The organism is Actinoplanes octamycinicus, assembly GCF_014205225.1.
GTDB classification, from domain to species: Bacteria; Actinomycetota; Actinomycetes; order Mycobacteriales; family Micromonosporaceae; genus Actinoplanes; species Actinoplanes octamycinicus.
Genome location: NZ_JACHNB010000001.1, coordinates 7,232,590 through 7,255,970 on the forward strand (window position 1 = coordinate 7,232,590; position 23,381 = coordinate 7,255,970).

Annotated in this window: 21 protein-coding genes and 1 pseudogene; 11 read left to right on the forward strand and 11 right to left on the reverse strand. The window is 73.7% G+C overall.

The features are described 5' to 3' along the window. Nucleotides 1–48 precede the first annotated feature (48 nt). Nucleotides 49–3,114, forward strand: a complete 3,066-nt coding sequence (locus tag BJY16_RS32430; protein WP_185043367.1) for an AfsR/SARP family transcriptional regulator — start codon at nucleotides 49–51, stop codon at nucleotides 3,112–3,114. Here BJY16_RS32430 and BJY16_RS32435 read toward each other — a convergent pair. After that, the gene (locus tag BJY16_RS32435; RefSeq protein WP_185043368.1) at nucleotides 3,072–4,643 is read right to left on the reverse strand and encodes a GGDEF domain-containing protein; all 1,572 of its coding nucleotides are present in this window, start codon (nucleotides 4,641–4,643) and stop codon (nucleotides 3,072–3,074) included. The genes BJY16_RS32430 and BJY16_RS32435 overlap by 43 nt on opposite strands. A 252-nt stretch (nucleotides 4,644–4,895) precedes the next feature. Here BJY16_RS32435 and BJY16_RS32440 point away from each other — a divergent pair, with 252 nt between their 5' ends. Continuing rightward, a complete protein-coding gene (locus BJY16_RS32440) occupies nucleotides 4,896–8,246 on the forward strand; it encodes a TIR domain-containing protein (RefSeq protein ID WP_185043369.1) in 3,351 nt (1,116 codons plus the stop codon). Here BJY16_RS32440 and BJY16_RS32445 read toward each other — a convergent pair. Further along, nucleotides 8,240–8,857: an NAD(P)-dependent oxidoreductase gene (locus tag BJY16_RS32445; RefSeq protein ID WP_185043370.1), complete on the reverse strand. Its 618-nt coding sequence runs from the start codon at nucleotides 8,855–8,857 to the stop codon at nucleotides 8,240–8,242. The two genes, BJY16_RS32440 and BJY16_RS32445, sit on opposite strands and share 7 nt — an antisense overlap. Beyond that, nucleotides 8,854–9,729, reverse strand: a complete 876-nt coding sequence (locus BJY16_RS32450; protein WP_185043371.1) for an EamA family transporter — start codon at nucleotides 9,727–9,729, stop codon at nucleotides 8,854–8,856. Before BJY16_RS32450 ends, BJY16_RS32445 begins: the two co-directional genes overlap by 4 nt. Nucleotides 9,730–9,807: 78 nt before the next feature. Here BJY16_RS32450 and BJY16_RS32455 point away from each other — a divergent pair, with 78 nt between their 5' ends. Next, nucleotides 9,808–10,692, forward strand: a complete 885-nt coding sequence (locus BJY16_RS32455) for a LysR family transcriptional regulator (RefSeq protein ID WP_185043372.1) — start codon at nucleotides 9,808–9,810, stop codon at nucleotides 10,690–10,692. A gap of 1 nt (nucleotide 10,693) precedes the next feature. Here BJY16_RS32455 and BJY16_RS32460 read toward each other — a convergent pair whose 3' ends face one another. After that, complete coding sequence (locus tag BJY16_RS32460; RefSeq protein ID WP_185043373.1) at nucleotides 10,694–10,906, reverse strand: hypothetical protein; 213 nt, start codon at nucleotides 10,904–10,906, stop codon at nucleotides 10,694–10,696. A 107-nt stretch (nucleotides 10,907–11,013) separates the two neighbouring features. Here BJY16_RS32460 and BJY16_RS32465 point away from each other — a divergent pair, with 107 nt between their 5' ends. Next, nucleotides 11,014–11,319 (forward strand): cupin domain-containing protein, encoded by a 306-nt coding sequence (locus BJY16_RS32465; RefSeq protein WP_260418336.1) that lies wholly within the window; start codon nucleotides 11,014–11,016, stop codon nucleotides 11,317–11,319. 38 nt (nucleotides 11,320–11,357) lie between these two features. Here the strand turns inward: BJY16_RS32465 and tnpA are convergent. Continuing rightward, nucleotides 11,358–11,781: pseudogene (gene tnpA, locus BJY16_RS32470) on the reverse strand (IS200/IS605 family transposase). A 15-nt stretch (nucleotides 11,782–11,796) separates the two neighbouring features. Here tnpA and BJY16_RS32475 point away from each other — a divergent pair. The 4 genes from BJY16_RS32475 to BJY16_RS32490 all read left to right on the forward strand — a co-directional run bounded on the left by BJY16_RS32475 (nucleotide 11,797) and on the right by BJY16_RS32490 (nucleotide 14,247). Continuing rightward, nucleotides 11,797–13,029 (forward strand): RNA-guided endonuclease InsQ/TnpB family protein, encoded by a 1,233-nt coding sequence (locus BJY16_RS32475; RefSeq protein WP_185043374.1) that lies wholly within the window; start codon nucleotides 11,797–11,799, stop codon nucleotides 13,027–13,029. Between the two features lie 48 nt (nucleotides 13,030–13,077). Further along, the gene (locus BJY16_RS32480; protein WP_185043375.1) at nucleotides 13,078–13,287 is read left to right on the forward strand and encodes a hypothetical protein; all 210 of its coding nucleotides are present in this window, start codon (nucleotides 13,078–13,080) and stop codon (nucleotides 13,285–13,287) included. A gap of 102 nt (nucleotides 13,288–13,389) precedes the next feature. Further along, on the forward strand, nucleotides 13,390–13,644 hold the full coding sequence (locus BJY16_RS32485) for an SbtR family transcriptional regulator (RefSeq protein WP_185043376.1): 255 nt from the start codon (nucleotides 13,390–13,392) through the stop codon (nucleotides 13,642–13,644). Nucleotides 13,645–13,707: 63 nt separating this feature from the next. Beyond that, on the forward strand, nucleotides 13,708–14,247 hold the full coding sequence (locus tag BJY16_RS32490) for a DUF6882 domain-containing protein (protein ID WP_185043377.1): 540 nt from the start codon (nucleotides 13,708–13,710) through the stop codon (nucleotides 14,245–14,247). Between the two features lie 255 nt (nucleotides 14,248–14,502). Here the strand turns inward: BJY16_RS32490 and BJY16_RS32495 are convergent, their stop codons facing one another. Both BJY16_RS32495 and BJY16_RS32500 read right to left on the reverse strand, forming a co-directional pair. Continuing rightward, nucleotides 14,503–15,138 carry an SMI1/KNR4 family protein gene (locus BJY16_RS32495; protein WP_185043378.1) on the reverse strand — a complete coding sequence of 212 codons (636 nt, stop codon included), beginning with the start codon at nucleotides 15,136–15,138 and terminating at the stop codon, nucleotides 14,503–14,505. Then, the gene (locus BJY16_RS32500) at nucleotides 15,135–18,128 is read right to left on the reverse strand and encodes an AfsR/SARP family transcriptional regulator (RefSeq protein ID WP_239177835.1); all 2,994 of its coding nucleotides are present in this window, start codon (nucleotides 18,126–18,128) and stop codon (nucleotides 15,135–15,137) included. Before BJY16_RS32500 ends, BJY16_RS32495 begins: the two co-directional genes overlap by 4 nt. A gap of 302 nt (nucleotides 18,129–18,430) precedes the next feature. On the opposite strand from BJY16_RS32500, the gene BJY16_RS32505 reads away from it, so the two are divergent. The 3 genes from BJY16_RS32505 to BJY16_RS32515 all read left to right on the forward strand — a co-directional run bounded on the left by BJY16_RS32505 (nucleotide 18,431) and on the right by BJY16_RS32515 (nucleotide 19,981). After that, nucleotides 18,431–18,832, forward strand: a complete 402-nt coding sequence (locus BJY16_RS32505) for a VOC family protein (RefSeq protein ID WP_185043379.1) — start codon at nucleotides 18,431–18,433, stop codon at nucleotides 18,830–18,832. A 121-nt stretch (nucleotides 18,833–18,953) separates the two neighbouring features. Continuing rightward, nucleotides 18,954–19,379, forward strand: coding sequence for an Rrf2 family transcriptional regulator (locus tag BJY16_RS32510; protein WP_185043380.1), 426 nt, complete (start codon nucleotides 18,954–18,956; stop codon nucleotides 19,377–19,379). Beyond that, on the forward strand, nucleotides 19,376–19,981 hold the full coding sequence (locus BJY16_RS32515) for an NIPSNAP family protein (RefSeq protein ID WP_185043381.1): 606 nt from the start codon (nucleotides 19,376–19,378) through the stop codon (nucleotides 19,979–19,981). The genes BJY16_RS32510 and BJY16_RS32515 overlap by 4 nt, the downstream gene beginning before the upstream one ends. Here the strand turns inward: BJY16_RS32515 and BJY16_RS32520 are convergent. The 4 genes from BJY16_RS32520 to BJY16_RS32535 form a co-directional block, all read right to left on the reverse strand. After that, the gene (locus BJY16_RS32520; RefSeq protein ID WP_185043382.1) at nucleotides 19,978–20,478 is read right to left on the reverse strand and encodes a hypothetical protein; all 501 of its coding nucleotides are present in this window, start codon (nucleotides 20,476–20,478) and stop codon (nucleotides 19,978–19,980) included. The genes BJY16_RS32515 and BJY16_RS32520 overlap by 4 nt on opposite strands. A gap of 4 nt (nucleotides 20,479–20,482) precedes the next feature. Beyond that, nucleotides 20,483–20,950, reverse strand: coding sequence for a peroxiredoxin (locus tag BJY16_RS32525; RefSeq protein ID WP_185043383.1), 468 nt, complete (start codon nucleotides 20,948–20,950; stop codon nucleotides 20,483–20,485). Nucleotides 20,951–21,028: 78 nt separating this feature from the next. Beyond that, entirely contained in the window at nucleotides 21,029–22,720 is a 1,692-nt protein-coding gene (locus tag BJY16_RS32530) for a histidinol-phosphate aminotransferase family protein (RefSeq protein WP_185043384.1), read from the reverse strand. A gap of 271 nt (nucleotides 22,721–22,991) precedes the next feature. Then, nucleotides 22,992–23,378: a roadblock/LC7 domain-containing protein gene (locus BJY16_RS32535; RefSeq protein WP_185046778.1), complete on the reverse strand. Its 387-nt coding sequence runs from the start codon at nucleotides 23,376–23,378 to the stop codon at nucleotides 22,992–22,994. Between the last annotated feature and the right edge of the window lie 3 nt (nucleotides 23,379–23,381).

Below are 23,381 nucleotides of genomic sequence, written 5' to 3' on the forward strand. Positions count from 1 at the left end.
TGCGGCCGCACTCTCCACCGGGGAGGGTGCGGCCGTTAGTGTGTAACGGTGGCACGATTCCGGCTGCTCGGGCCGGTGCGGTACCGGACGGCCGCCGGCTGGTCCGGGGTCCGGGCGGCGCAGCCCCGGGCGGTCCTGGCGTTGCTGCTGGTCGAGGCGGGCCGCACAGTGTCGGTGGATCGGCTGGTCGACGAGCTGTGGGGAGACCGGCCACCGCGGACCGCCCGCAACACCGTGCAGGGCTATGTGATGCGGCTGCGCCGCGCGGTCGGCGGCCCGCTGCTGACCCGGGAGCGCGGCTACGAGCTGGTGATCGGCGACGACGACCTGGACTCGGCGGTGTTCGAGCGGCTCACGGCCGGCAGCCGGACGCGTGCGGCGCCGGAGGCGCTGGCCGAGGTGGAGCGGGCGCTCACCCTCTGGGACGGCCCGGCGCTGGCCGACGTGCCGCCCACCCCGACGGTCACCGCCGAGGCGGCCCGGCTGGAGCAGCGGCGGCTGGCCGCGCTGGAGCACCGCTGCCGGCTGCAGCTGCGGCTCGGCCAGCACGCGGAGATCGTGCACGACCTGGCGTCGCTGGTCGCCGAGCATCCGCTGCGCGAGGAGCTGCGTGCCGGGCTGATGCTGGCGCTCTACCGGTCCGGGCGCCGGGCGGACGCGCTGGCCAGCTACCGGCAGTGCCACGAGCTGATGACCGCCGAGCTGGGCATCGAGCCCGGACCGGACCTGCGCGAGCTGCACCGGGCGATCCTGGCCGACGATCCCGGGCTGCGGTCCGCCGAGGGCGCGGCGGCCGCGGCGGTCCCGGCGCAGCTGCCGGCCGCGGTGCCCGGCTTCACCGGGCGGCGGGACCACCTGCGCCGCCTGGACTCGCTGCTCGGCGCACCCGGGGCGGAGCCGGGCGCGGTGGCGGTGGTGGCGGTCACCGGCCCGCCCGGAGTCGGCAAGACCGCGCTGGTCACCCACTGGGCGCACCGGGTGCGGGACCGCTTCCCGGACGGTCAGCTGCACCTCGACCTGCGCGGCTACGCCTCGGATCCGCCGGGCCGGCCGATCGACGCGCTGACCCAGTTCCTGATCGCGCTCGGCACGCCGGCCGATCAGGTGCCCACCGACGTCGACGCGGCCGCCCGGCTGTATCGCAGCCGGCTGGCCGGACGCCGCGTCCTGGTTGTGCTCGACAACGCCAACCACCCGGATCAGGTACGGCCGCTGCTCCCCGGCGATCCCGGCTGCGTGGTCCTGGTGACCAGCCGCGACCAGCTCACCGGCCTGGTGGCGCGGGACGGCGCGCTCGGGCACCGGCTCGGCGTGCTCGCCGCCGACGAGGCCCGGACCCTGCTGGAGGGGCTGCTCGGCCCGGCCCGGGACGCCGAGGCCCGGCACCTGGACCGGCTGGCCGAGCTGTGCGGCGGCCTGCCGCTGGCGTTGCGGATCGCCGCGGCGAACCTGACCGGCAACCCGCACCGCCCGATCACCGCCTACCTCGACCGGCTCGCCGAGGACCGGCTGGCGCACCTGGCGGTGGACGGCGATCCGCAGACCACGGTGCGGGCCGCGTTCGATCTGTCGTACGCCGCGCTGACCCCGGCCGCCCGGCGACTGTTCCGGCTGCTCGGCCTGGTCCCCGGCCCGGACATCGACGCGGGCGCGGCGGCCGCGCTGGCCGGCGCGCCGCCGGCCCGCGCCGGCCCGCTGCTCGACGAGCTGTGCCGCGCGCATCTGATCGAGGAGTACCGGGCCGGCCGGCTCCGGCTGCACGACCTGCTGCGCGACTACGCCGAGGACCGCTGCCGGCAGCAGGACCCGGCGCCTCGCCGGGCCGCCGCGCAGCGCCGGCTGTACGACTACTACCTGGCCGGCGCCGACGCCGCCGCCCGGCTGCTGTATCCGGACAAGCTGCGCCTGCCGGTCCCGGTCGCGGCCGGCGCCGGCCCGGTCCCGGACGACCCGGCCGCGGCGCTCGCCTGGCTGGACCGGGAGCGGCCCAACCTGTTCGCGGTGTTGCGGGCCGCCGCGGCGTCCGGGCCGGCCGCCGTCGGCTGGTCGCTGGCCGACACGCTGCGCGGCTACCTCGACATCCGGTTGCGGTTCGCCGACTGGCAGACCGCCACCGAGCTGGGGTACGCCTGCGCGGTCGCCGACGACGTGCCCGCGGCGCGGGCCGCGGCCCGGTTGAGCCTGGCCGCCCTGCACTGGAAGGTGGGCCGGTACCGGGATGCGCTCGCCACCTACGCCGAGGCCTCCGAGCTGTGCGACCGGGCCGGCTGGCCGGACGGCGCGGCCGCGGCCACCGGCAACCTCGGCCTGGTCCACCAGGAGCTGGGCTATCTCGAGCGGGCCGCGGACTGCTACGTCCGCGCGCTCCGGATGATCGAGCACACCGGCTGGCGGCCGGGCCGGGCCAACGGCCTGGGCAACCTGGCCGAGATCTACCGCCGGATGGGCCGGCTGGGCGAGGCGGTCACCGCGATCCGCGAGGCGATCGCGATCTACCGGTCGATCGGCTCCCGGGGCGGCGAGGCCGGCGGCCTGGTCACCCTCGCCCGGGTCCGCTGCGACCTGGGCGGCCACCGGCTGGCGCTGCTGCTCGCCGGGCGCGCCGCCGCCCTGGCCCGCGGGATCGGCGACCAGCGGCACGAATTGGAGGCGCTGCACACCCTGGCCACCGTGCATCGCAGCGGTGGCGGTCACGCCGAGGCGGCCCGGTTGCACGGGCAGGCGCTGGAGCTGGCCCGGGCGGCGGACAGCCGCTATCCGCAGGCGCAGGCGCTGACCGGTCTGGCGCTGGCCGCCGACGGGCTCGCCGACCCGGAGCGGGCGGCCGGGTACGCCCGGGACGCGCTGCGGGTGGCCCGGCAGGCGGACTCGGTGGTGCTGGAGTGCGAGGCGCTGGCCGCCGCCGCGGTCATCCAGCTCGGTCAGCGGCGCCCGGAGCGGGCTCTCGGCTACGCCGCGCAGGCGTTGCGCGGGTTCCAGCGGACCGGTCAGCGGGTGGCCGAGGCGCAGACGCACCGGCTGCTGGAGCGGATCCTGCGGGAGCTCGGCCTCGATCGGCAGGCCGAGGCCCATCACACCCGGGCGGTGCGCCTGACCTCGTCGGGCAGCGGCTGATCGGCCGGCGCCGTCCGCGAGCCGGTGCCGGTCATCTCCGGGTGGTAGTGCAGGTACGCGGTGCCGGGCAGCTTCTTGGCCGCGTACATCGCGATGTCGGCGTGCCGCAGCAGGTCGCTCGGCTCGTCCCCGGCCTGCCCGTCGGCGATCCCGATGCTGGCCCGGATCGGCAGCTGGTGCAGGCCGGCCGCCACCGGCGACCGGAACGCCTCGACGATCCGGGCGGCGGCCCGGTCCGCGGCGTCCGGCCCGGCGCCGTCCAGGACCAGCACGAACTCGTCGCCGCCCAGCCGGGCCACCATGCCGTGTCCGTCGACGCCGGCCGTCAGGCGCTGCGCCACCGCGATCAGCAGCAGGTCGCCGATCTCGTGGCCGAGCGTGTCGTTGACCTCTTTGAAGTCGTCCAGGTCGATCAGCGCGACGGCCACCGGCCGGCCCGGCTCGCCGCTGGTCGCCTCGTGCAGCCGGGCGCTGAAGTGCGCCCGGTTCGGCAGCTGGGTCAGCGCGTCGTGGGTGGCGCCGTGGTGCAGCTGCTCCAGCAGCCGGCCGTTGTCCCGGAACGCGGTGATCTGGCGCAGCACCACCAGCGCGGTGAGCAGCACGGCGGCGCCGACCACCACCGGGTCGTTGGTGTGCGCGACCCAGGAGACGTACAGCAGCAGTCCGTCGACCGCGACCACTCCGGCGTACGGAAGCAGGCTGTAGTAGTTGCGGCGGCGTCGCGTGCCGCGCGGCGCGGCGCTCCCGGCCGGCGCCACGCGCTGCTGCTCGCCGGCCCAGGCGGCGAAGAAGAACATCGCCGGCAGGCCGATCTGCATCGGGAAGGTCCGCGGGCCGTAGCCCTGCAGCGCGGTCTGGATCGGCGGCGCCGCGGTGCCGACCGCCATCGCGAGGATGAGCAGCCGCAGCCCCAAGGTGTCGATGAAGGTGAAACCGGACAGCATCACCTTCGCCACGGCGAACACCCCGACCAGCGCGATCGCGGTCAGCGCCAGGGAGCCGATCACCGTGGCGGTGTCCTCCCGGCCGAGCATCGGCTCGGTCTGGAAGTACCACATGAACACCGCGGCGGCCAGCATCACGGTGCCGGCGTCCAGCAGGATCCGGACCAGCTGCCCCGGGGTCTGCCGGTCCAGCGGCAGGCGGGCGAGCGCGTAGACGATGAGCAGCACCGCGGTGCCGTTGAAGGCGACCATCACCGGGTTGGTCTGCAGGCCGCCGCCGGCCGGGTTGTCCAGCACCTCGGTGACCTGCGACGCCGTGCCGGCCGTGACCAGCGCGGCGACCGCGGTGAGGTGCCGCCAGAACCGCCGGGTCGGCTCCGGCAGGCGCGGATCGCGGCTGGTGCGCCAGTAGACCGCGGTGAGCACCACGCCACCGGCCGGGATCGGCAGCCAGAGCAGGATCATCGGCCCGACCGGGTGGATCGCGGTCACGGTCAGCCAGAGCAGGAAGACCGCCAGCAGCGCGCCGGAGAGCTGGAGCAACCGGCTACCGCCCAGCAGGCGGAACCGCCGCGTGCTCGCCATCGCCCTGTCCTCTCGTCGTACCGCGCTGGACCCATCGGCCGGCGGCGGCGGAATCTGAACGACGGCGTGCCGGACCGGACACGGAGACCGGGCACAGAGAAGGCCGGGCACCCACGGGGGAGAGTGCCCGGCCTGCATAGATCAAAGCACATCGGGCGGGTCCGCGCCATCCGGCGGGGACCTCGGCTTTACCTGTCGGCCGGTGACATGGAGAATCGGTCCCCGCCGATCACGCCGACCGCAGGAACATTTATGCCCTTCGATGGTTTCATCTCCTACAGCCACGCCGCCGACGGACGGCTGGCCCCGGCCGTCCAGCGCGGCCTGCACCGGCTGGCGAAACCCTGGCACCGGCGCCGCGCGCTGTGGATCTTCCGGGACCAGACCGGGCTGGCGGTGACCCCCAAGCTGTGGACCTCCATTCAGGAGGCGCTGGACGGCTCGAACCACTTCGTGCTGCTCGCCTCGCCGGAGGCGGCGGCCTCGCCGTGGGTGAACCGGGAGATCGAGCACTGGCTGGCGACCAAGTCGACCGACCGGATCCTGCCGGTGGTGACCGACGGCGAGTGGCGCTGGGACGCCGAGGCCGGCGACTTCACCGCGGACTCCACCGCGGTGCCGGCGGCGCTGCGCGGCGTGTTCGCCGAGGAGCCGCTCTACCTGGACCTGCGCTGGGCCCGCGACGACCTGCACCTGAGCATGCGGCACATCCGGTTCCGGGACGCGATCGCGCAGCTCGCCGCGCCGATGCACGGGATCAGCAAGGACGAGCTGGAGGGCGAGGACGTCCGGCAGCACCGCCGGGCCCGGCGGCTGTCGGCGGTGGCGGCGGCCACCCTGGTGCTGCTCACCCTGGTCGCGTCGGCCAGTGGGATGATCGCGATCCGCAACGCCGACCTGGCCACCGTCGCCGCCGCCGAGGCGCAGGTGCAGCAGCGCGAGGCGGTGCAGCAGCGGACCGCCGCCGAGCGGGCCACCGAGGAGTCGCAGCGGCAGCAGCAGAACGCCCGGGTGCAGGAGGACCGGGCGAAGGCGGCGCAGACCGAGACCCAGCGGCAGACCCGGCTCGCCGCCGACCAGCAGGCGCTCGCCGAGGAAGCGGCCGCCGAGGCGGAGCGGGAGCAGGCCAACGCCGAGCGGTACCACGCCAACGCGGAACGCGAGAAGGCGAACGCCGAGCGGCAGCGCGGCCGGGCCACGTCGTCGGCCGAGGAGGCGGAACGGCAGAAGGCCAACGCCGACCGGCAGGCCGCCAACGCCCGCCGCCAGCAGCAGCTGGCCGACCAGGCGGAGACCCGGGCCAAGGAGCAGAAACGGCTCGCCGACCTGCACCGGGAGCTGGCCCGGCAGGCCGAGCAGGAGCGCAAGCGGCAGGAGCGGCTGGCCAAGGAGGCGGCCGACGAGGCCCGCCGGCAACGCGAGGCGGTGGCGCTGCAGCAGCGCGTCGAGATCAGCCGGCGGCTGATGACCCGGGCACGCGCCATGGTCAAGGACGACCCGAAGAAGGCGCTGATGCTCGGCGTGGCCGCGCAGCGCCTGCACCCCGACGCGCAGACCAAGGAGCAGCTCAGTCACTTGGTGATGGCCACCCACTACGCCGGCGCGCTGGGCGACGTGGTGAACGTGGCCGCGCTGGCCGGACAGGTGGTGGCCACCGCCGACGCCGGTGGGACGGTGTCGCTGTGGGACACCGCGGACCCGGCCGCGCCGGTACGGCTGGCCACGCTGCCGGTCGACGGGACGGCCGACAAGACGCTGGTGGCCGGCGCGGACGGTCGTACGCTGGCGGTCTTCGAGAAAGACGGCTCGGCGGCGGCTGTGGTGTGGGACGTGACCGATCCGGCCCACCCGGTGCGGAAGGTGTCGCTGCCCGACGCGGCCGGGATCGTGGCGGTGGACCTCAGCCCGGACGGGCACACCGTGGCGGTCAGCAACCGGGACAAGAACACCGTGCTGTGGAACATCGGCGGCGCCGCGCCGGCCACGCTGGCGACCCTGCCCGGCGCCTACCCGCTCAGGTTCGGCCCGGACGGCAAGGTCGGCGTGACCAGCGGCGCGTCGGTCACGGTGTGGAACCTGACCGATCCGGCCCAGCCGGTGCAGGGCGCCACGCTGGCCGCCTCGGCCAGCGACAAGGTGCCCGACGCGGCTATCGAGTTCAGCCCGAAGGACCCGCTGGTGGCGGTTCAGGCGCCCTACGACTACGTGCGGCTCTGGGACCTGACCGACCCGGCCAAGCCGCGGGTCGGCCTGTCCGAACTCGCCGCCACCGGCGACGCGCACCTGAGCGCGATGGAGTTCAGCGTGGACGGCACCACCCTGGCGCTCGCCGACACGGACGGGGCGACCGCGCTGTGGACGGTCCGCCGCGACGAGACCTTCGCCTGGCTGTCCACCCTGCTGGCGACGGTGACCACGCCGGAGGGCCCGGTCCGGTCACTGGCGTTCAGCCCGGACGGGCGCCGGCTGACCACCGCCGGGGGCCGCAAGACGGCGACCCTGTGGACCACCAAGGGACGCTTCGCGCGGGAGGAGGTCGCCGCCATGCCCGGGCCGTTCCCGGAGAACGTCGTGGGGCTCACCTTCACCCCGGACAGCCGGTCGCTGATCGCCGCCGGGTGGGACGGCAAGGGCATCCCGTGGGACCTGAGGAATCCGGCGAAACCGGTGCGCGGCGGGACGTGGCCGCTGCACGACGGCACGGTCGAGGATCTCACGCTCAGCGCCGACGGCAGCACGCTGGCCGTCACCGGCACCGACCGCACGGTCACGCTGCTGGACATGACCGCCCCGGCCGCTCCGGCGCCGCTGTCGGTCATCAAGGCGCAGGGCGATCCGGTGTACGCGATCAGGTTCAGCCCCGACGGGCGCACCCTCGCGGTCGGCCAGCGCGACGGCCGGACCACGCTCTGGGACCTGGCCGACCGGCGGAACCCGGCGAAGCTCTCCGAGACGATGCTGCGCAAGACGCTGACCGCGATCGTGTTCACCCCGGACGGGCGCACCATGGCGGTCGCCGAGGGCAACAACATCTCGCTGTGGGACGTGACCGACCGCGCCGCCCCGGTGCGGCGCTCCTCGATCCTGCTGAAGAACTACTACGGCTACACCGCCTGGTGGCTGGCGTTCAGCCCGGACGGGCGGACGCTGGCGGCGGCCACCGACGACGGCGCGACCGCGGTGCTGTGGGACGTCGCCGACCCGGCCCAGCCCAACAAGATCGCCACGCTGGTCGGGCACACCAGCACGCTGCGCTGGATCGGGTTCAGCCCGGACGGGCGCACGCTGGCCACCGCCAGCCTGGACGACGCGATGATCCTGTGGGACATCGCGGACCCGAGCACGGCCGTTCCGTACGCCATGCTCAAGAGCCCCACCCTGCAGTCGGTGTACGCGGCGTTCAGCCCGGACGGCCGGATGCTGGCGGCCGGCGGCGCGTTCGGCGACCAGCCGCAGACCGTGACGCTGTGGGACGCGACCATCCCGGCCGAACTCGCCGCCGACCCGGCCGGGCAGGCCTGCGCCATTAGCGGGCGCGGCCTGACCGGCGAGGAGTGGAGCAGCTACATCCCGGAGCTGCCCCACCGGAACACCTGTCAGTAACCCACCGAGAAGTGCCGCTCCCCGGACGGCTGCTCCAGCTCGTCGAGGACCGCCACGGCCAGGTCCTCCGCCGAGATCCGGGACGAGCCGTCCGCGGCCACCACGAGCGCGGTGCCGCCCCGGCGGTACCGCGCCGTGCGGGTGCCGGGTTCGAGCAGTCCGGGCGGGCTGACGTAGGTCCAGTCGGCCGGGTGCGCCCGGCACGCCTGCAGCTGCGCCATGCTGGCGGCGGCGATGGCCCGGTACTCCGGCGGCACGAACGCCGGGTCGTCGAAGGCCAGCCCGCCGCCCGGCGACCGCAGCGGCGCGGAGCCGCCGACGAACAGGATCCGCTTCCCGGTCGCGGCCGCCGCGTCGAGCAGTGCGGTGGCCGTGGCCGGGACGGTGTGCTCCTGGCCGGGAACCGGGCGGGTGGCGCCCACGATCACATCGGTGTCGGCGAACAGCTTGGTCATCAGTGCGGTGTCGGTGGCGTCGCCCCGCACCACGGTCACCCGGGCCTCCGGGACGGCCCGGCGGACCACGGCGGTGACCCGGTGTCCGCGGGCCAGGGCCTCGGTGACGATGCGGGAGCCGGACATGCCGGCGGCGCCGACAACGGTGATCTTCAACGGGTGATCCTCTCCAGGGTGAGCACGCGTGGCGACATCTGGCCGGCCACGATCGAGGCCAGCGCCAGGGCGAACCCGGCCAGTTGCACCGGGCCGAGGGTCTGGCCGAGCAGGACCGCGCCGAGCAGCGCGGCCACCATCGGGGACAGCAGGGTGAGCACGGCGACCGAGGCGACCGGCAGCATGGTGATGCCGCGGAACCACAGGACGTAGGCGATCAGCCCGCCGGGCACGGCCAGCCACAGGTAGCCGAGCAGGGCCGGCCCGTCGACGGCCGGCGGCGGGCCCTCGACCAGGAAGGTGACCGGGACCAGCAGCAGGCCGCCGGCGCCGAGCAGCCAGCCCGCGTAGGCCGCCGGACCGACCCCGGCCGGGCGGCCCCAGCGTTTGGTCAGGATCACGCCGAGTGCCATCGAGCCGGTCCCGGCCAGGCCGGCCAGGATCCCGACCGGGTCGAACGCCGCCTCCGGGCCGATCACCACCAGGGCGACGCCGACCACGCCGACCAGCCCCCAGGCCAGGGTCCAGGCGGCCGGGGTCTGGCGCAGGACGGCGACCGCGAGCAGCGCGACGAGTAGCGGCTGGGCGGCGCCCAGGGTGGCGGCGACCCCGCCGGGCAGCCGCTCGGCGCTGACGAACAGCAGCGGCAGGAAGATGCCGATGTTGAGCGCCCCGAGCACGGCGGCCTTCCACCACCAGGCGCCGCGCGGCAGGGTGCGGGTGGCGGCGACCGCGAGCAGGCCGGCCGGCAGGGCCCGGGCCAGACCGGCGAACAGCGGGTGGCCGGGCGGCAGGAGTTCGGTGGTGACCACGTACGTCGTGCCCCAGACCATCGGGGCGAGGGCGGTCACCGAGGCGACGCGGATGTTCATGTCTTCAGGCTGCTCGACCGGCATTGATGAGTCCAACACATCCTTGTCACCCCAGCGATCGTGAATCACGATGGATCGGTGGAGTTGCAGCAGATGCGCTACGTGCTCGCGGTCGCCGAGACGAACAGTTTCACCCGGGCCGCCGAGCGGTGCCTGGTCGTGCAGTCCGCGCTCAGCCACCAGATCGCCCGGCTGGAGCGGGAGCTGGGCGCCCGCCTCTTCGAGCGGACCAGCCGCCGGGTCCGGCTGACCACGGCCGGGCGGGCGTTCCTGCCGGTGGCCCGGCAGTGCCTGGACGCCGCCGAGCGGGCCGCCGCGGAGGTCGCCGCCGCGGTCGGCGAGGTCCGCGGGCGGCTCACCGTGGGGGTGATCCCGACCGTCGCGGCGGTCGACATCCCGGCCGCCCTGCACGCCTTCCACCAGAGGTTCCCGCAGGTGCGGATCGGCCTGCGGGTCGGCGGCAGCGAGCCACTCACCGAACAGGTCAAGGAGGGCCGGCTCGACCTGGCCTTCCTCGGCCTGCCGGTGACCGCCCGGCTGGAGGGCGTCGGCAGCCGGCAGCTGGCCCACGACCGGCTGGTCGCGGTGGTCGCCCCGGACCACCCGCTGGCCGCCGAGTCCGAGATCGACCTGGCCCGGCTGGCCGGCGAGCCGTTCGTCGACCTGCCCGCCGGGACGGCCGGGCGGATCCAGTCCGATCTCGCCTTCGCCGCGGCCGGGGTGCAGCGGGAGGTCGCCTTCGAGGTCACCACGGTGGACATCCTGATGCTCCGGCTGATCCGGGAGAACCTCGCGGTCGCGCTGCTCGCCTCGATGTACACGCCGCACCTGACCGGGGTGGTCACCGTCGAGGTCCGGGACGCCCCGGAGCGGATCGAGCACCTGATCTGGAACCGGTCGTCGCTCACCCCGGCGGCGAAGGCGTTCCTCGCCGAGCTGCACATCACCGTCGACGAGGAGTGAGTCACTTGCCGCCCGGCGTCAGGCCGCCGCGGACGGTGCCCAGCAGGTCGCGCATCAGGGTCACCCGCTGCCCGAGCGAATCGCCCATCTGCCCATGCTGGGACAGCCGGCCGCCCGGGTAAAGGTCCGGCGCCGCGTTCGCACCGGACGGTCTACAGGCGATCGTCCTGGTGCGGACGGCAACCCGCCGGAGGCGCTCGCCGGGCCGCACCACCGGGCCGGCCCCTCACCGCGGTGCCACGGCCCGTGAGCGGCCCGGACAGCACGTCGCGCTCCATGAATTCGGTCGCCGGGAGGACGGCGATGGGGTAGGCAGTTCGCATGACGACTTCGGAGCCGCCACCGCTGACCGTGGTCCAGCCGGGTGGTGGGCGGGTGGGCTCGCTCGGCGACATCGGCGTGCACTTCAAGCTGTGGGGCGAGGACACCGGCGGGGCGCTGGCGGTCGTCGAGCATCCGTTCCCGGTCGGCGCGCTGGTGGCGCCGCACCTGCACACCCGGGAGGACGAGTACTCGATCGTCACCGAGGGCGAGATCGGCTTCCGCTCGGGCGACCGGGAGGTGGTGCTCGGGCCGGGCGGCTACCGGAATGCGGGCCAGTGCTCCGGGTTTCAGCCCGGGGGGTGAAGGCCCGCGCTGGGGGGCCGCTAGGCCCGAGCAGTGCCTTAACCGGGACGGTTCTGCTGCTCGATGTACTGCTTGACGAGGTTCAGGTGCGCCGCCGGCGGAGCCTGCGAAGTACGAGCCGGACCAGAGTTTGTTGGCCTGGTAGTAGTGGCGTATCAGGTCGGGGAACTCTTGGCGCAGGCGGCGGGAGGAGACGCCCTTGAGCGAGTTGACCAGCCGAGCGACAGCCGCCTTGGGTGGGAAGTTGACCAGCAGGTGCACGTGATTGTCCTCGCCGTTGAACTCGACCAGCTCTGCCTCGAAGTCGGCGCAGATGTCGCGCATGATCGCCTGCATCCGAACCTGGTGCTGGTCGGTGAACACCTTGTGTCGGAACTTCGTCACGAAAACCAAGTGGACGTGCATCGCAAAGACACAGTGTCTGCGGTGCGGATACCTTGAGGCTCGGCCATAAGCCAGCATGGGACAGTGATGGTCATGCAGCTCCGTTACAACTTCCGGGTCACTCCGGACGCCTCCCAGCGCACCGCGCTGGCGCAGGCGTTCGGGTGTGCCCGCGTGGTTTTCAACGACGGACTCAGGCTGCGTCAGCAGGCCCGCGAAGCAGGCGGGAAGTACATCTCCGATGGAGACCTGTCGAAGCTGGTCATCACCCAGGCCAAGGCCACCGAGGACCGGGCGTGGCTGGGCGAGGTGTCGGCGGTGGTGTTGCAGCAGTCCCTCGCCGATCTGAACATCGCGTACCGCAACTTCTTCAACTCACTGTCGGGCAAGCGCCAGGGCCGCAAGGTCGCCCCGCCCCGGTTCCGGTCGCGCAAGGACAGCCGGCAGGCGATCCGGTTCACCAAGAACTCACGGTTCAAGATCCTCGACAACGGCCGTCTGCGGCTGCCGAAGATCGGCGATCTTGCGGTGCGCTGGTCCCGGACGCTGCCCTCGGAACCGTCCAGCGTGACCATCGTCAAGGACGCGGCCGGACGGTACTTCGCCTCGTTCGTCGTACAGACCGGCGAGGATGAGGGGTTGCCGCCGGTCGACACCGAGATCGGTATCGACCTGGGCTTGACCCACTTCGCGGTCATGTCCGACGGCACGAAGGTGACCGCGCCGAAGTTCCTGCGGCGTGCGGCCCGCAAGCTCAAGCGGTTGCAGCAAGCTCTGTGCCGCAAGACCAAGGGCAGCAACCGCCGCAAGAAGGCTGTCATCAAGGTCGCCAGGGCGCACGCCCGGGTGGCTGACACCCGGCGCGACTGGCAGCACAAACTGTCCACGGCGATCATCCGCGACAACCAAGCGGTGTACGTCGAGGACCTGTGCGTGACCGGTCTCGGCCGGACCCGGCTCGCCAAGAGCGTGCACGACGCGGGCTGGGCCAGCTTCACCACCATGCTGGAATACAAAGCGGCCCGGTACGGGCGCACGTTCGCCCGGGTGGACCGGTTCTTCCCATCCACCCGGATGTGCTGCGACTGTGGCCGGATCAACGACAAGATGACGCTCAACGTTCGGGAGTGGGACTGCCCCTGCGGCAGTCACCACGACCGGGACGTCAACGCCGCCATCAACATCAAGGCCGCCGGGCAGGCGGACTTCAACGACCGTCGAGCGCAGGTAAGACCAGGACTCGTCCCGGCACCGCGCAATGAAGCGGTAACCCGCCAGAACGCCGCGCGTGCCACGCGCAGCGTGGCTGGAATCGCCGTCCTTTAGGACGGCGAGGATGTCAAATCACCAAGCCGCGCGGCGAGGCTGCACGCGATGTGGAACGCCGGCGCGGTCCCGGCCCGGATGATCGAGATCATCACCCCGGCCGGTTTCGAGCACTTCTTCCGCGAGGTGGTGGAGCTGATCGCGGCCGGCCCGGAGGCGGCCGGGCAGGGCGGTGACCTCGCCGAGCGTTACGGCCTGCAGTTCGGCGAGCCGGACTGGCTGCCGGGGATCGTCGAGCGGTTCTGGCTCACCACCTGAGGCGCGTCTCGTCATCCGACCGGGGGTGCGGCCTGATTCCCGGCCGGGCTACGAGACCCGCCCCTGCCCCTGAGCCAGCTGACCGACCCGGCCTTCGCCGAGGTGATCTCAACGGCTCCCGACCAGGACGCCACCGCGAGCACCACCGCCCACCGCGAGAAGTTCCTGGCCTCGACCCGCACCGTGCTAGACCGCGCCCGCCAGGCCGGCATCCTGCACCCCGACCTCACCGAGGACGACCTGCACCGCCTGGTCTGCGGCACCGCCTTCGCCCTCCGCATCGGCGCCGATCCCACCGATCGGCTCGAGCGCTACCTGCAGGTCCTCCTCGACAGCATTCGCGCCGGGCACCCCTGACGGCAGGCCGACGACCACCAGCCGGTCCCGGTGACATCACGGGCGCGTGAGAGGCTTCGCCGCATGGGGTTCTTCAAGCGTAAGGACAGGTCGAACGGCGTGTCAGACATTGACGAGGCAGACCTCGGTGTCCTGCTGTTGCAGGGCGAGGACATGATCAACCAGCTCGCTGAGGCGCACACCTCCTGGGGCCTCGGCACGGCGGACCGGTGGGACCTCGACCAACGCACCGGAATCATCACGTGGACCTTCGCGGACCGGACCGCAGCTGCCGCGGCGCAGATCATCGGCAGTCACAACCCATCGACCTCCTCCTGGCTCTGGGCGTGGGCCAACGAGTCGATCCTGGCCGAGATGAGCCGGGAATCGCGTGCGGTGCGGGACTGGGCCGAGCGGCACGGCCAGCAGGCCCTCGCCGAACCGAGGATCCAGGCCGATGCCGAGCTCGCGGCCACGCTGTCCGCTCTCGCCGTCAGGATCACCCGCGCGACGGGGTTCTATCGGGGAACGGGGAGTGCGGCCATTCCCGTCATCACTTTCGGGCCGGTCACGCTGACCGACGAGAACGGGAAGACCTCCACGTTCAAGGTCGACGTGAGCTGACCAGGACACCATCTGCGACTGACAAGGCCTGTCGGATGAGGATGCCGTCTTCGCCCTTCACCATCAGGCACCGCACCCCATCGGGTGGACGACGCGCGACGGCAGACTGAGTTCGCCGCGTCGTCCCCGCTGGGCGTAGGCATTGGCCGGTGGTCAGCGAGCCCGCGGCGCCGAGCAGGGCAGGGTGCTGGCCGATGGTCGCCAACGAGACCGCGCACGCCTGCCGGCCGAGCGGAACGTCAGACGGTCGCCGTTTCAGTTGCACCAGTCCGCGCCGGGGAGGGCGGCGTACATCGCGTCCAGGTCGGCCCTGGTCTGGGCGCTGGCCCACAGCCAGACCCCGCCCTCGCCGTGGGTGCGCAGCAACTGGCCGGGCCGGGACCACCAGCGCACCGGCGACTCCTCGACGTCGATCCACATGGGCAGGTCGGGCAGCGGGACCCGGTCGAAGGCGGCCAGGGCCGGGCCGACCAGCTCCGCGGGCAGCTCGCAGGCGTTGCACAGTTCCTCGTCGTGCTCCTGGATGACCGCGGTCAGGGCCACGTCGACGCAGGCCAGCGACACCCGGTCGAGATACGGCTGCCAGCCGCCTCCGGTGTCGATGACCACCGGCGGGTCCGCCTGATCGACGGTGTCGAGCGGGATGCCCCATCTCGTCTCGGTGATCATCGGGTCGGCGTAGTGGAAGACCAGAACCTCTCCCTGCACCTCCAGCGCCCGGGGATCCAGGAGGTCACCGATCGCATACGCCTCACGCAGCGCCGCCGGCACCGCACCGTCCCGGGGCAGGCCCTTGCTCTCCGCGGGGAGGTTCCAGGCGCGGGTGAACCGGCGCAGGAACTCCCCCACGTCCCGCGCCGCCAGCTCCGCGGCCGTGTCGAAGGCGGTCACGCTCGCACCTGCCGCTGCTCGACGGGCGGGGCAGCCGGCACCCGCAGGTCGGCGAAGAGCTGCCGGGCGCGGTCGTGGTGCGGCTGGGCGGCCGCCGGATCGCCGGTGTCGTGCAGGGCGGCGGCGAGGCCGTGGTGGGCGCGCGCCGTCTCGTACCGGTCGCCTATCTCCTCGGCGAGTTCCAGGGCCTGGCCGTGCTGGGTGCGGGCCTCCACCGCGTCCCCGGCGGCGCGCAGCACCTGGCCGAGGTCGTTGAGCGCCTCCGCCTCGCTGGCCCGGTCGCCGATCCGGCGGTGCAGGACCAGCGCGCGGCGCAGCTGGCCGGCGGCCTCGCTGAGGCGGCCCTGGCGGGCCTGGACGGCGGCCAGGTCGGTCAGCGCGTACGCCTCCGCGGTGCGGTCACCGGTGCGGCGGACCGCGCCGAGGCTCTGCTCCAGGTGGGCGGCGGCCCGGTCGAGGCCGGCCGGGTGGTGCGGCTGCCGGGCGAGCAGGGACAGCACGTACGCCTCGCTGAACCGGTCACCCAGTGTCGCGTACAGCTCCAGGGCGGCCTCGAAGCGCCGCACCGCCTGCGGGTGGTCGCCGAGCCGGGCGTCGACCAGTCCCAGCCGGACCAGCGCGTCGGCCTGGCCGGCCTGGTCGCCCAGCTGCTCGTAGAGCGTCCAGGCCCGGCGGTAGTGGTCGGCCGCCTGCCGGTAGTCGCCCAGTCGCCAGTCGACGCTGCCCAGGTTGCGCAGGACCAGCGCCTCGGCCGCCGGGTCGGGCACTTCGGCGTACCGCGAAAGGGCTTGCCGATAGGTCGCGGCCGCGTCGTGCAAGCGGCCCTGGCGCCGATGCAACCGGCCCAGATGGGACAGCGCGCGGGCCTGCGCGCCGTGGTCGCCGATCGCGCGGGCCGCGGACACGGCGGACGCGGTGACGGTGGCCGCCTCGGCGACCGGACCGGCCGCGTCGAGGTAGCGGAACAGGGTCTCGGCCAGCGCGATGGTGTGCCGGTGGAAGCCGTGCGCGGCACCGTAGGTGCAGATCGCGGCCAGGTTGGGCCGCTCCGCCTCGATCCAGGCGCGGGCCGCCTCCGGGTCGCCGGGCGCGGCGGCGTCCGCCGGGTAGAGCGTGGCCATCGCGGCGACCGCGCCGGTCAGGTAGTGGTCGAACAGCCGGGTCAGCGCGGCCCGCCGGTCGGTCTCGCCGTCGTGGCCGGTGGCCAGCTCGGCGGCGTAGACCCGCAGCAGGTCGTGCATGCCGTAACGGCCGCCGCGGCCGGCCTGGACCAGACTGGCCCGGGTCAGCACGCCGAGCAGCCGCCGCGCCTCGCCGGCCGGGACACCGGTCAGCGCCGCGATCGCGTCGACGTGCGCGGTCTCCCCCGGGTGCAGCCCGAGCAGCCGGAACACCCGGGCCGCGGCCTCCGGCAGGTTCTGGTACGACCAGGAGAACACCGCCCGCACCTCGGCCCGCGGATCGCCGCCCGCGTCCAGCAGGTCCAGCCGCACCCGGTGGTCGCCCAGCTCGGCGACCAGCTCGGCGAGCGGCACGTCGGCGCGCTCGGCGGCCAGCTCGGCGGCGATCCGCAGGGCGAGCGGCAGCCGGGCGCAGGCCGCGGCGAGGGCCCGGGCGGCGGCCGGCTCGGCGTCGACCCGGGCGCCGATCAGCTTGCGCAGCAGCCCGAGCGCGTCGGGCAGCGGCAGCAGGTCGAGGTTGACCCGCTCGGCGCCGTGCACCGCGACCATGCCGGGCAGCGAGTCGCGGCTGGTGACCAGCACCAGGCAGGATCCGGTGCCGGGCAGCAGCGGGCGGACCTGCTCCACCGAGGACGCGTTGTCCAGCAGCACCAGCATCCGGCGGCCGGTCAGCTCGGAGCGGTAACGGGCGGCCCGCTCGTCGGTGCCGGGCGGGATCTCCGGCCCGCGCACGCCGAGCGCGGTGAGGAACCCGGCCAGCGCGTCGGCGACCGCGACCGGCTGTTCGGTGTCGTAGCCGCGCAGGTTCACATACAGCTGCCCGTCCGGGAAGGCGTCCCGGACCCGCTGCGCCCACCGCACGGCCAGCGCCGACTTGCCGACCCCGGCGGTGCCGGAGAGCAACGCGACGGTGAGCGGTGGCTCGGCGCCGCCCGGCGCCACCAGGAGGCGATCCAGGGCGGCGATCTCTTCGGTACGCCCGGTGAACGCCCGCACGTCGGCGGGCAGCTGCATCGGCACCGGGGTCGTCCCGGCGGCCGCCGCGACCACTCCCCCGGGCTCGGCCACCGCGGCGTCCAGGGCCGGGTCGGCGGCGAGGATCTGCTCGTGCAGCCGGCGCAGCGCGGCGCCCGGGTCGCTGCCCAGCTCGTCGGCGAGGGCGCGGCGGATCCGCCGGTACTGCTCGTCGGCGTCGGCCTGCCGCCCGCACCGGTACAGCGTCAGCATCGCCTGCCCGGCCAGCCGCTCGTCCAGCGGATGCTCGGCGATCGCCGCGGACAGCGCCGGAAGCAGCTCGGCGTGCCGGCCGAGCCGCAGCAGCACGTCGTTGCGGTCCAGCTCGGCGGCGAACCGCTCACCGAGCAGGGTGCGCCGGGTCGCCCCCAGCCACGGCGTGTCCAGGCCGGCGAACGGCTCGCCGCGCCACAGCTCCAGCGCCCGGCCGAACAGGTCGGCGGCGGCCCGGTCCGACTCGGCGGCCCGGGCCAGCGCGCTCAGGTCCCGGAACTCGTGCAGGTCGACCGCGTGCGGGTCGACGGTGAGCAGATAGCCGCCCGGCTCGCGGCGGACCTCCACGCCGTCCGCGCCGGCGATCGCGCCGCGCAGCCGGGACAGGTAGCTGTACAGCGCGCCGGCGGCCCGCTGCGGCGCGGACCCGCCCCACACCCGGTCGATCAGCTGGTCCACGGTGACCGGACGGCCCGCCTCGACGAGCAGCACCCCGAGCACACATCGCTGCCGGGCGTGTCCCAGCTCGACGGACCGGCCGCCGATCCAGGCCTCCACCACGCCGAGCACGCCGAACCGCACCGCCGCCTTACCTCCGCACGCCCGTCCCCGACCAGGGAATTCAAGAAATTCACAAGGACGGTACGAGTCTCCCACGCTTCGTACAAGGTCGCGCAGCGAGCATTGACGACGTTGCAGGCGGCAGGTCGCCGGAGCCCGGTTACGCAAGCGTACGGGGGAATCGGGACGCCACGGTGAATCGGAGAAGGTGACGAGCGACCTGCCCCGCAACGAGTTCCGGAACCGGCGCGACCCCCTACGGACGCCGCATCGATCATACGATCACGTCTCGTAACTCTCTTCCCAGCAGAGACGGGGCACACGTGATCAAAGGGCTCAGCAAGATCGAGGTCATCACCCTCTTCGCCGAGGACCTGGCCGCCACGCGGGCGTTCTACGAGGACGTCTTCGGCCTCGAGGTGGTCTGGTCGGACGAGGCCTCGGCGGTGGTCCGCCTGGACAACCTGATGATCAACATCTTGCGCGCGGACCGGGCGGACACCCTGGTCGAGCCGCATCCGGTGGCCGCGGCGCAGACCGGAGCCCGCTTGCTGATCACCATCGAGGTGGCCGACGCGAACGCGGTCCACGAGCAACTCAAGCAGCACGGCGTGACCATCCTGAACGGCCCGGTCGACCGCCCGTGGGGCCGCCGCACGGTAGCCTTCACCGACCCGGCCGGCAACGCCTGGGAGGTCGCCCAGATCCTGCGGCAGCCGTCCTGACCAACGCCGGCCGCTACCCCGGCCGGTCACCACTGCGGGCGGGGCCTTTGCCCGGAACGGTGAGAACGGCCACTGCGGGCCGGGGTTGCGGCGGCTGGCTGCCGTAACAAAGATGGTTACGATGTCTTCGAACAGCAGAGTGACGATTGCCGCGCACGCGCTGGCCTGGCTGGAGCTGGCCCGCCGGCGCGGCAAGCCCTGGCTCACCTCCGACGAGGTCGCCGCGAGCGTCAACACCAACCCGGTCATCCTCCGCCGCAGCCTCGGCGACCTGCGCAAGGCCGGCCTGGTCAAGGCGCGCCGGGGTGCCGGGGCCGGGTTCGCGCTGGCCCGCCCGGCCGAGGAGATCACCATGTTCGACGTGTGGGCGGCGGTCGACCGGGAGCCGCTGCTGGCACTGCACCACTCGGAGCCGAACCGGGAGTGTCCGGTCGGCCGGGGCATCCAGCCGGTCCTGACCGATGTGTACGACGACGCCTCCGAGGCGTTCGGGGCGGCGCTGCGCCGCCGGACGATCGCCGGGATGCTGGAGAGGATCCTGCAGTGATCGTCGAGCTCCGGCAGTACACGCTGCGTCCCGGCCGCCGGGACGAGCTGATCGAGCTGTTCGACCGGGAGTTCGTCGAGTCGCAGGAGCGGCTGGGGATGAGCGTGCTCGGCCAGTTCCGCGACCGGGACCGGCCGGACGTGTTCGTCTGGCTGCGCGGCTTCCCCGACATGGCGGTGCGTGGCCGGGCCCTGCCGGAGTTCTACGGCGGCCCGGTGTGGCGCGAGCACGGCCCGGCGGCGAACGCCACGATGGTCGACTCGGACGACGTGCTGTTGCTGCGCGCGATCGTGCCACCGCCGCGGTCACCCCGCGACACCGGGCGACCGGCGTCCGCGCTGACCGCGACGATCTGGTACCGCGACCGGCCCTTCGACGACGAGTTCGAGCGGTGGTTCGCCGGTCAGGGCAGCGGCGCGGTCGCCGTCTTCACCAGCGAGTATTCGGCGAACGACTTCCCGCGGCTGCCGGTGCGCGAGGGTGAGCACGCGTTCCTGTGGTTCTCCACGGAGGACGCCGAGGTGGCCGTGCCCGATCACTTCGCCGTGGTGAAGACCGAGCGGCTGAGTCTGACGCCGACCGCCCGGTCCGCCTTCCGCTAAAGCTTTGCCGCCTCGGCGAACGGGATGGCCAGCACCGCCGGGGCGACCAGGGACACTGTCGACCCGTCGGTGAAGCGCAGCGCGAGCCTGCCCTCCGGGTCGCTGGCGGCGGCCGCGTCCACAGCGGCCCGCGGGCACTCCCAGGCGAGCGTCAACGCCGGCAAGACGTCGGGCTCGGCCCGCGAGAAGAGACGGCGCGGCCGTGGCCGGGCTGTCTCGGCGAGCAGCAACAGGAGCAGCCGCGCGTCGGTGAGGGCGAGTGCCGCCGCCGACGTGTACTCCGGCAGGCGCTGATACAGCTCGGCCGCGAGTCCGCTGCCCGGCCCCGGCGGCGACCCGGTCAGCGGCCCCGGCACGCCCCCGGCGATCTTCGAGATCAGCGGCAGCCCGGACGGGCGGGCGACCCACAGCGCCGCCCGGTACGTCTCCCCCGGCGCCAGCCGCTCGCCGACCCGAGCCTGCAGCTCCGCCTGCCGCCGGGCCACCGCATCGGCCACCGGATCAGGCCTTGGCCGCGGCCGCCACGCTGAGCGCCTGCGCCGCGTGCTGGTTCATGTCCAGCTCGCTGTGGATCACGTCGAGGATCGTCCGGTCGGTGCCGATCACGAAGGTCATCCGCTTGGTGCTCAGCGGGCCCAGGTTGAGCTTGCGCTTCACCCCGTACGCCGCGATCGTCGCCGACTCCGGGTCGGACAGCAGCGGGTAGTCGAAGGTGTAGGTCTCGGCGAAGAGCTTCTGCTTCTCGACCGGGTCCCGGCTGATCCCGACCCGCTGCACCCCGGCCTCGCGGTACTCGGCGGCCAGGTCGCGGAAGTGGCAGGCCTCCGCGGTGCAGCCCTTGGTCATCGCCCCGGGGTAGAAGAACAGGACCACGGGACCGTTGGCGAGCAGGTCGGTCAGCCGCCGCGGCGTGCCGTCCTGGTCGGGCAGTTCGAAGTCGGGTGCGATGTCGCCCTTGCCGATGCTCATCGCCGCAGCGTACGTGATCGAGGCGGTGCGGCAACTTCGCTGCCCTGGCCGGCCGGCTTCCCGGCCTGGTGCCGGTCTTCAGCTTCCGCTGACGGCCGCCACGATCCGGCGGATCTCCGTGACGTCCTTGACGGCGACCCGCACGTAGCGGTCGCGGAAGTCCGGCGAGAGCGGGGACACGTCCCGGACGAACACCCCGTGCTCCTCGCACCGGCCGCGCACCTCGGCGGCCATCCCCTCGCGGGCCAGCCGGACCAGCACGAAGTTCGCCTCCGACTCGACCACCTCGACGTCCGCCGCCGAGCGCAGCCCGTCGGCGAGAGTCCGCCGCAGGTCCCCGGTGCGCTGCCAGCACCGCTGGTAGTGCCCGGGGTCCTGCAGCGCCCGGATCCCGGCGAGCTGCGCGGGCAGCGCCACCGGCCAGGGCGGCGACCAGCGGCGCAGGTCGGCGGCGAGCGGCCCGGACGCGACCAGGTAGCCGACCCGCAGGCCGGAGAGGGCGTAGGCCTTGGACATGGTCTTGCAGACGATCAGGTTGCCGGCCAGGGCCACCCGCGGCTCCAGCGTCTGTGCCGGGCCGGCATAGTCGACGTACGCCTCGTCCACCCAGATCGTGGTGCTCGCCGGCGCGGTCCGCAGCACCCGCCACAGCGCGTCGGCGTCGACGTGCCGGCCGGTCGGGTTGCCCGGGTTGACCAGCACCACCAGGTCGTACCCACGCTGCAGCGCCCGCTCCAGCTCGTCCAGGTCGAGCCGCCACCCGGTCTCCGGGCGCAGCCGCAGCACGTCCGCGCGGGCGCCGAGCTTCCCGACCAGGTGCGGGTACTCGCCGTAGGTCGGCTGCATGAGCAGCACCCGGGAGCCCGCGCCGATCAGCCGGGGCAGGCCCCGGTAGATCAGGTCGGACGAGCCGGCCCCGACCACGATCGCGTCCCGGTCCACGCCGCGGGCCTTGGCGATCTCGGTGATCAGCCCGTCCGCCTGGGCCGGCGGCGAGGTCCGCGCCAGCCAGGCCGGGTCCGCGGTCAGTGCGGCCAGCACGCCGGGCGCGGGCGGGAACCACGCGTCCAGCACGTCCGCGGTGACGATGCGGTCCCGCCGGTCCAGCCGGTCGAAGCTGGTCCCGATCGCGTCGAAGGACCGGCCGCCGTGCGCGCAGTGCTCCGGCGACGCGTCGAACGGCACGTCCAGCTCCCACCGCACCAGTGCGCCGAGCCGGGGCAGCAGCCGCCGGTACCGCTGCGCGACGACGACCCGCCCGGCGGCCACGTCACCGCGCATCAGCCCGTAGCGCTGCGCGCCCGCGGTGAACTCCACGCCGGTCCGCCGCAGGCCCAGCCGGGCGTACATGTCCTGGGTCTCGGCCCGGCCCATCGCGATCACGCTCCGCCCGCCACGCGCGACGACCCAGCGCAGGACCGCGTACATCAGCAGGGCCGCCACCGGGCCACGGCGGTGCTTCGCGCGCACGGTCAGGGCCCGGATCTCGTACGGCGAATCGGCCCGCACCCGCCGCGCGGCCGCCTCGTTCAGGTACCGCTCGACGAAGTACCGCGGCGCCGACGGCGGCGTCAGGCTCACGAACCCGGCCAGCTCGTCCCCGGCCAGCACCAGCAGGTGCACGTTCCCGCTGTCGGCCGGCTCGTCCAGGCGCCCGCGCGGATCGATCGGGTACTGCCGCAGCTCGACCGCGTACACCTCATGCCGCAACCGGAAGATCTCGTCCCGGTCCTGGTGCGTGGCGACCCGGACGGTGAACGGTCCTGACATGCGGCGATCCTCTCCTCGCGGACCGCTTGACGCTACACAGCCACAACCATTTTCTTGTACGACCGGGAGCCCCGTGCCGATCGGCACGCCACGGCCGCGGCCCGCCCGGGCCGCGACGCGGCCTGCGGTCGCAGCGGGACCACCAGCCGGGCCGCGGCCCGCGTCGCGGCCTGGCGCAGCGCACGATCCTGGCGGGCCGACCGGCACGGGGCTCCCGGTCGTACCGAAAGAATCGTCGGAGAACGACCCGCAGCGGTCCGGCGGCGAGGGCTCAGGTGCCGGCCGGGCGCGGGGCCGGGGACAGGTATTCGCCGATCCGCTCCACCAGCAGGGCCATCTCGTAGCCGACCTGGCCGAGGTCGCAGTCGTTGGAGGCGAGCACGGTCATCGACGAGCCGTTGCTGATCGACATCAGGAACAGGTAGCCGCTCTGCATCTGGATGATGGTCTGCTTCACCACGCCGCCGGTGATCAGCGCCGCCGCGCCGGTGGTCAGGCTGACCACGCCGCTGACGATGGCGGACAGCTGGCCGGCCGGCTCGCCGGGCAGGTCCTTGGAGGCGGCCAGCAGCATGCCGTCGGCGGAGACCACCACGACGTGCGCGACGCCCGAGGTGCCCTCCGCGAAGTCGTCGAGCAGCCAGCTCAGGTCCTGCATGGT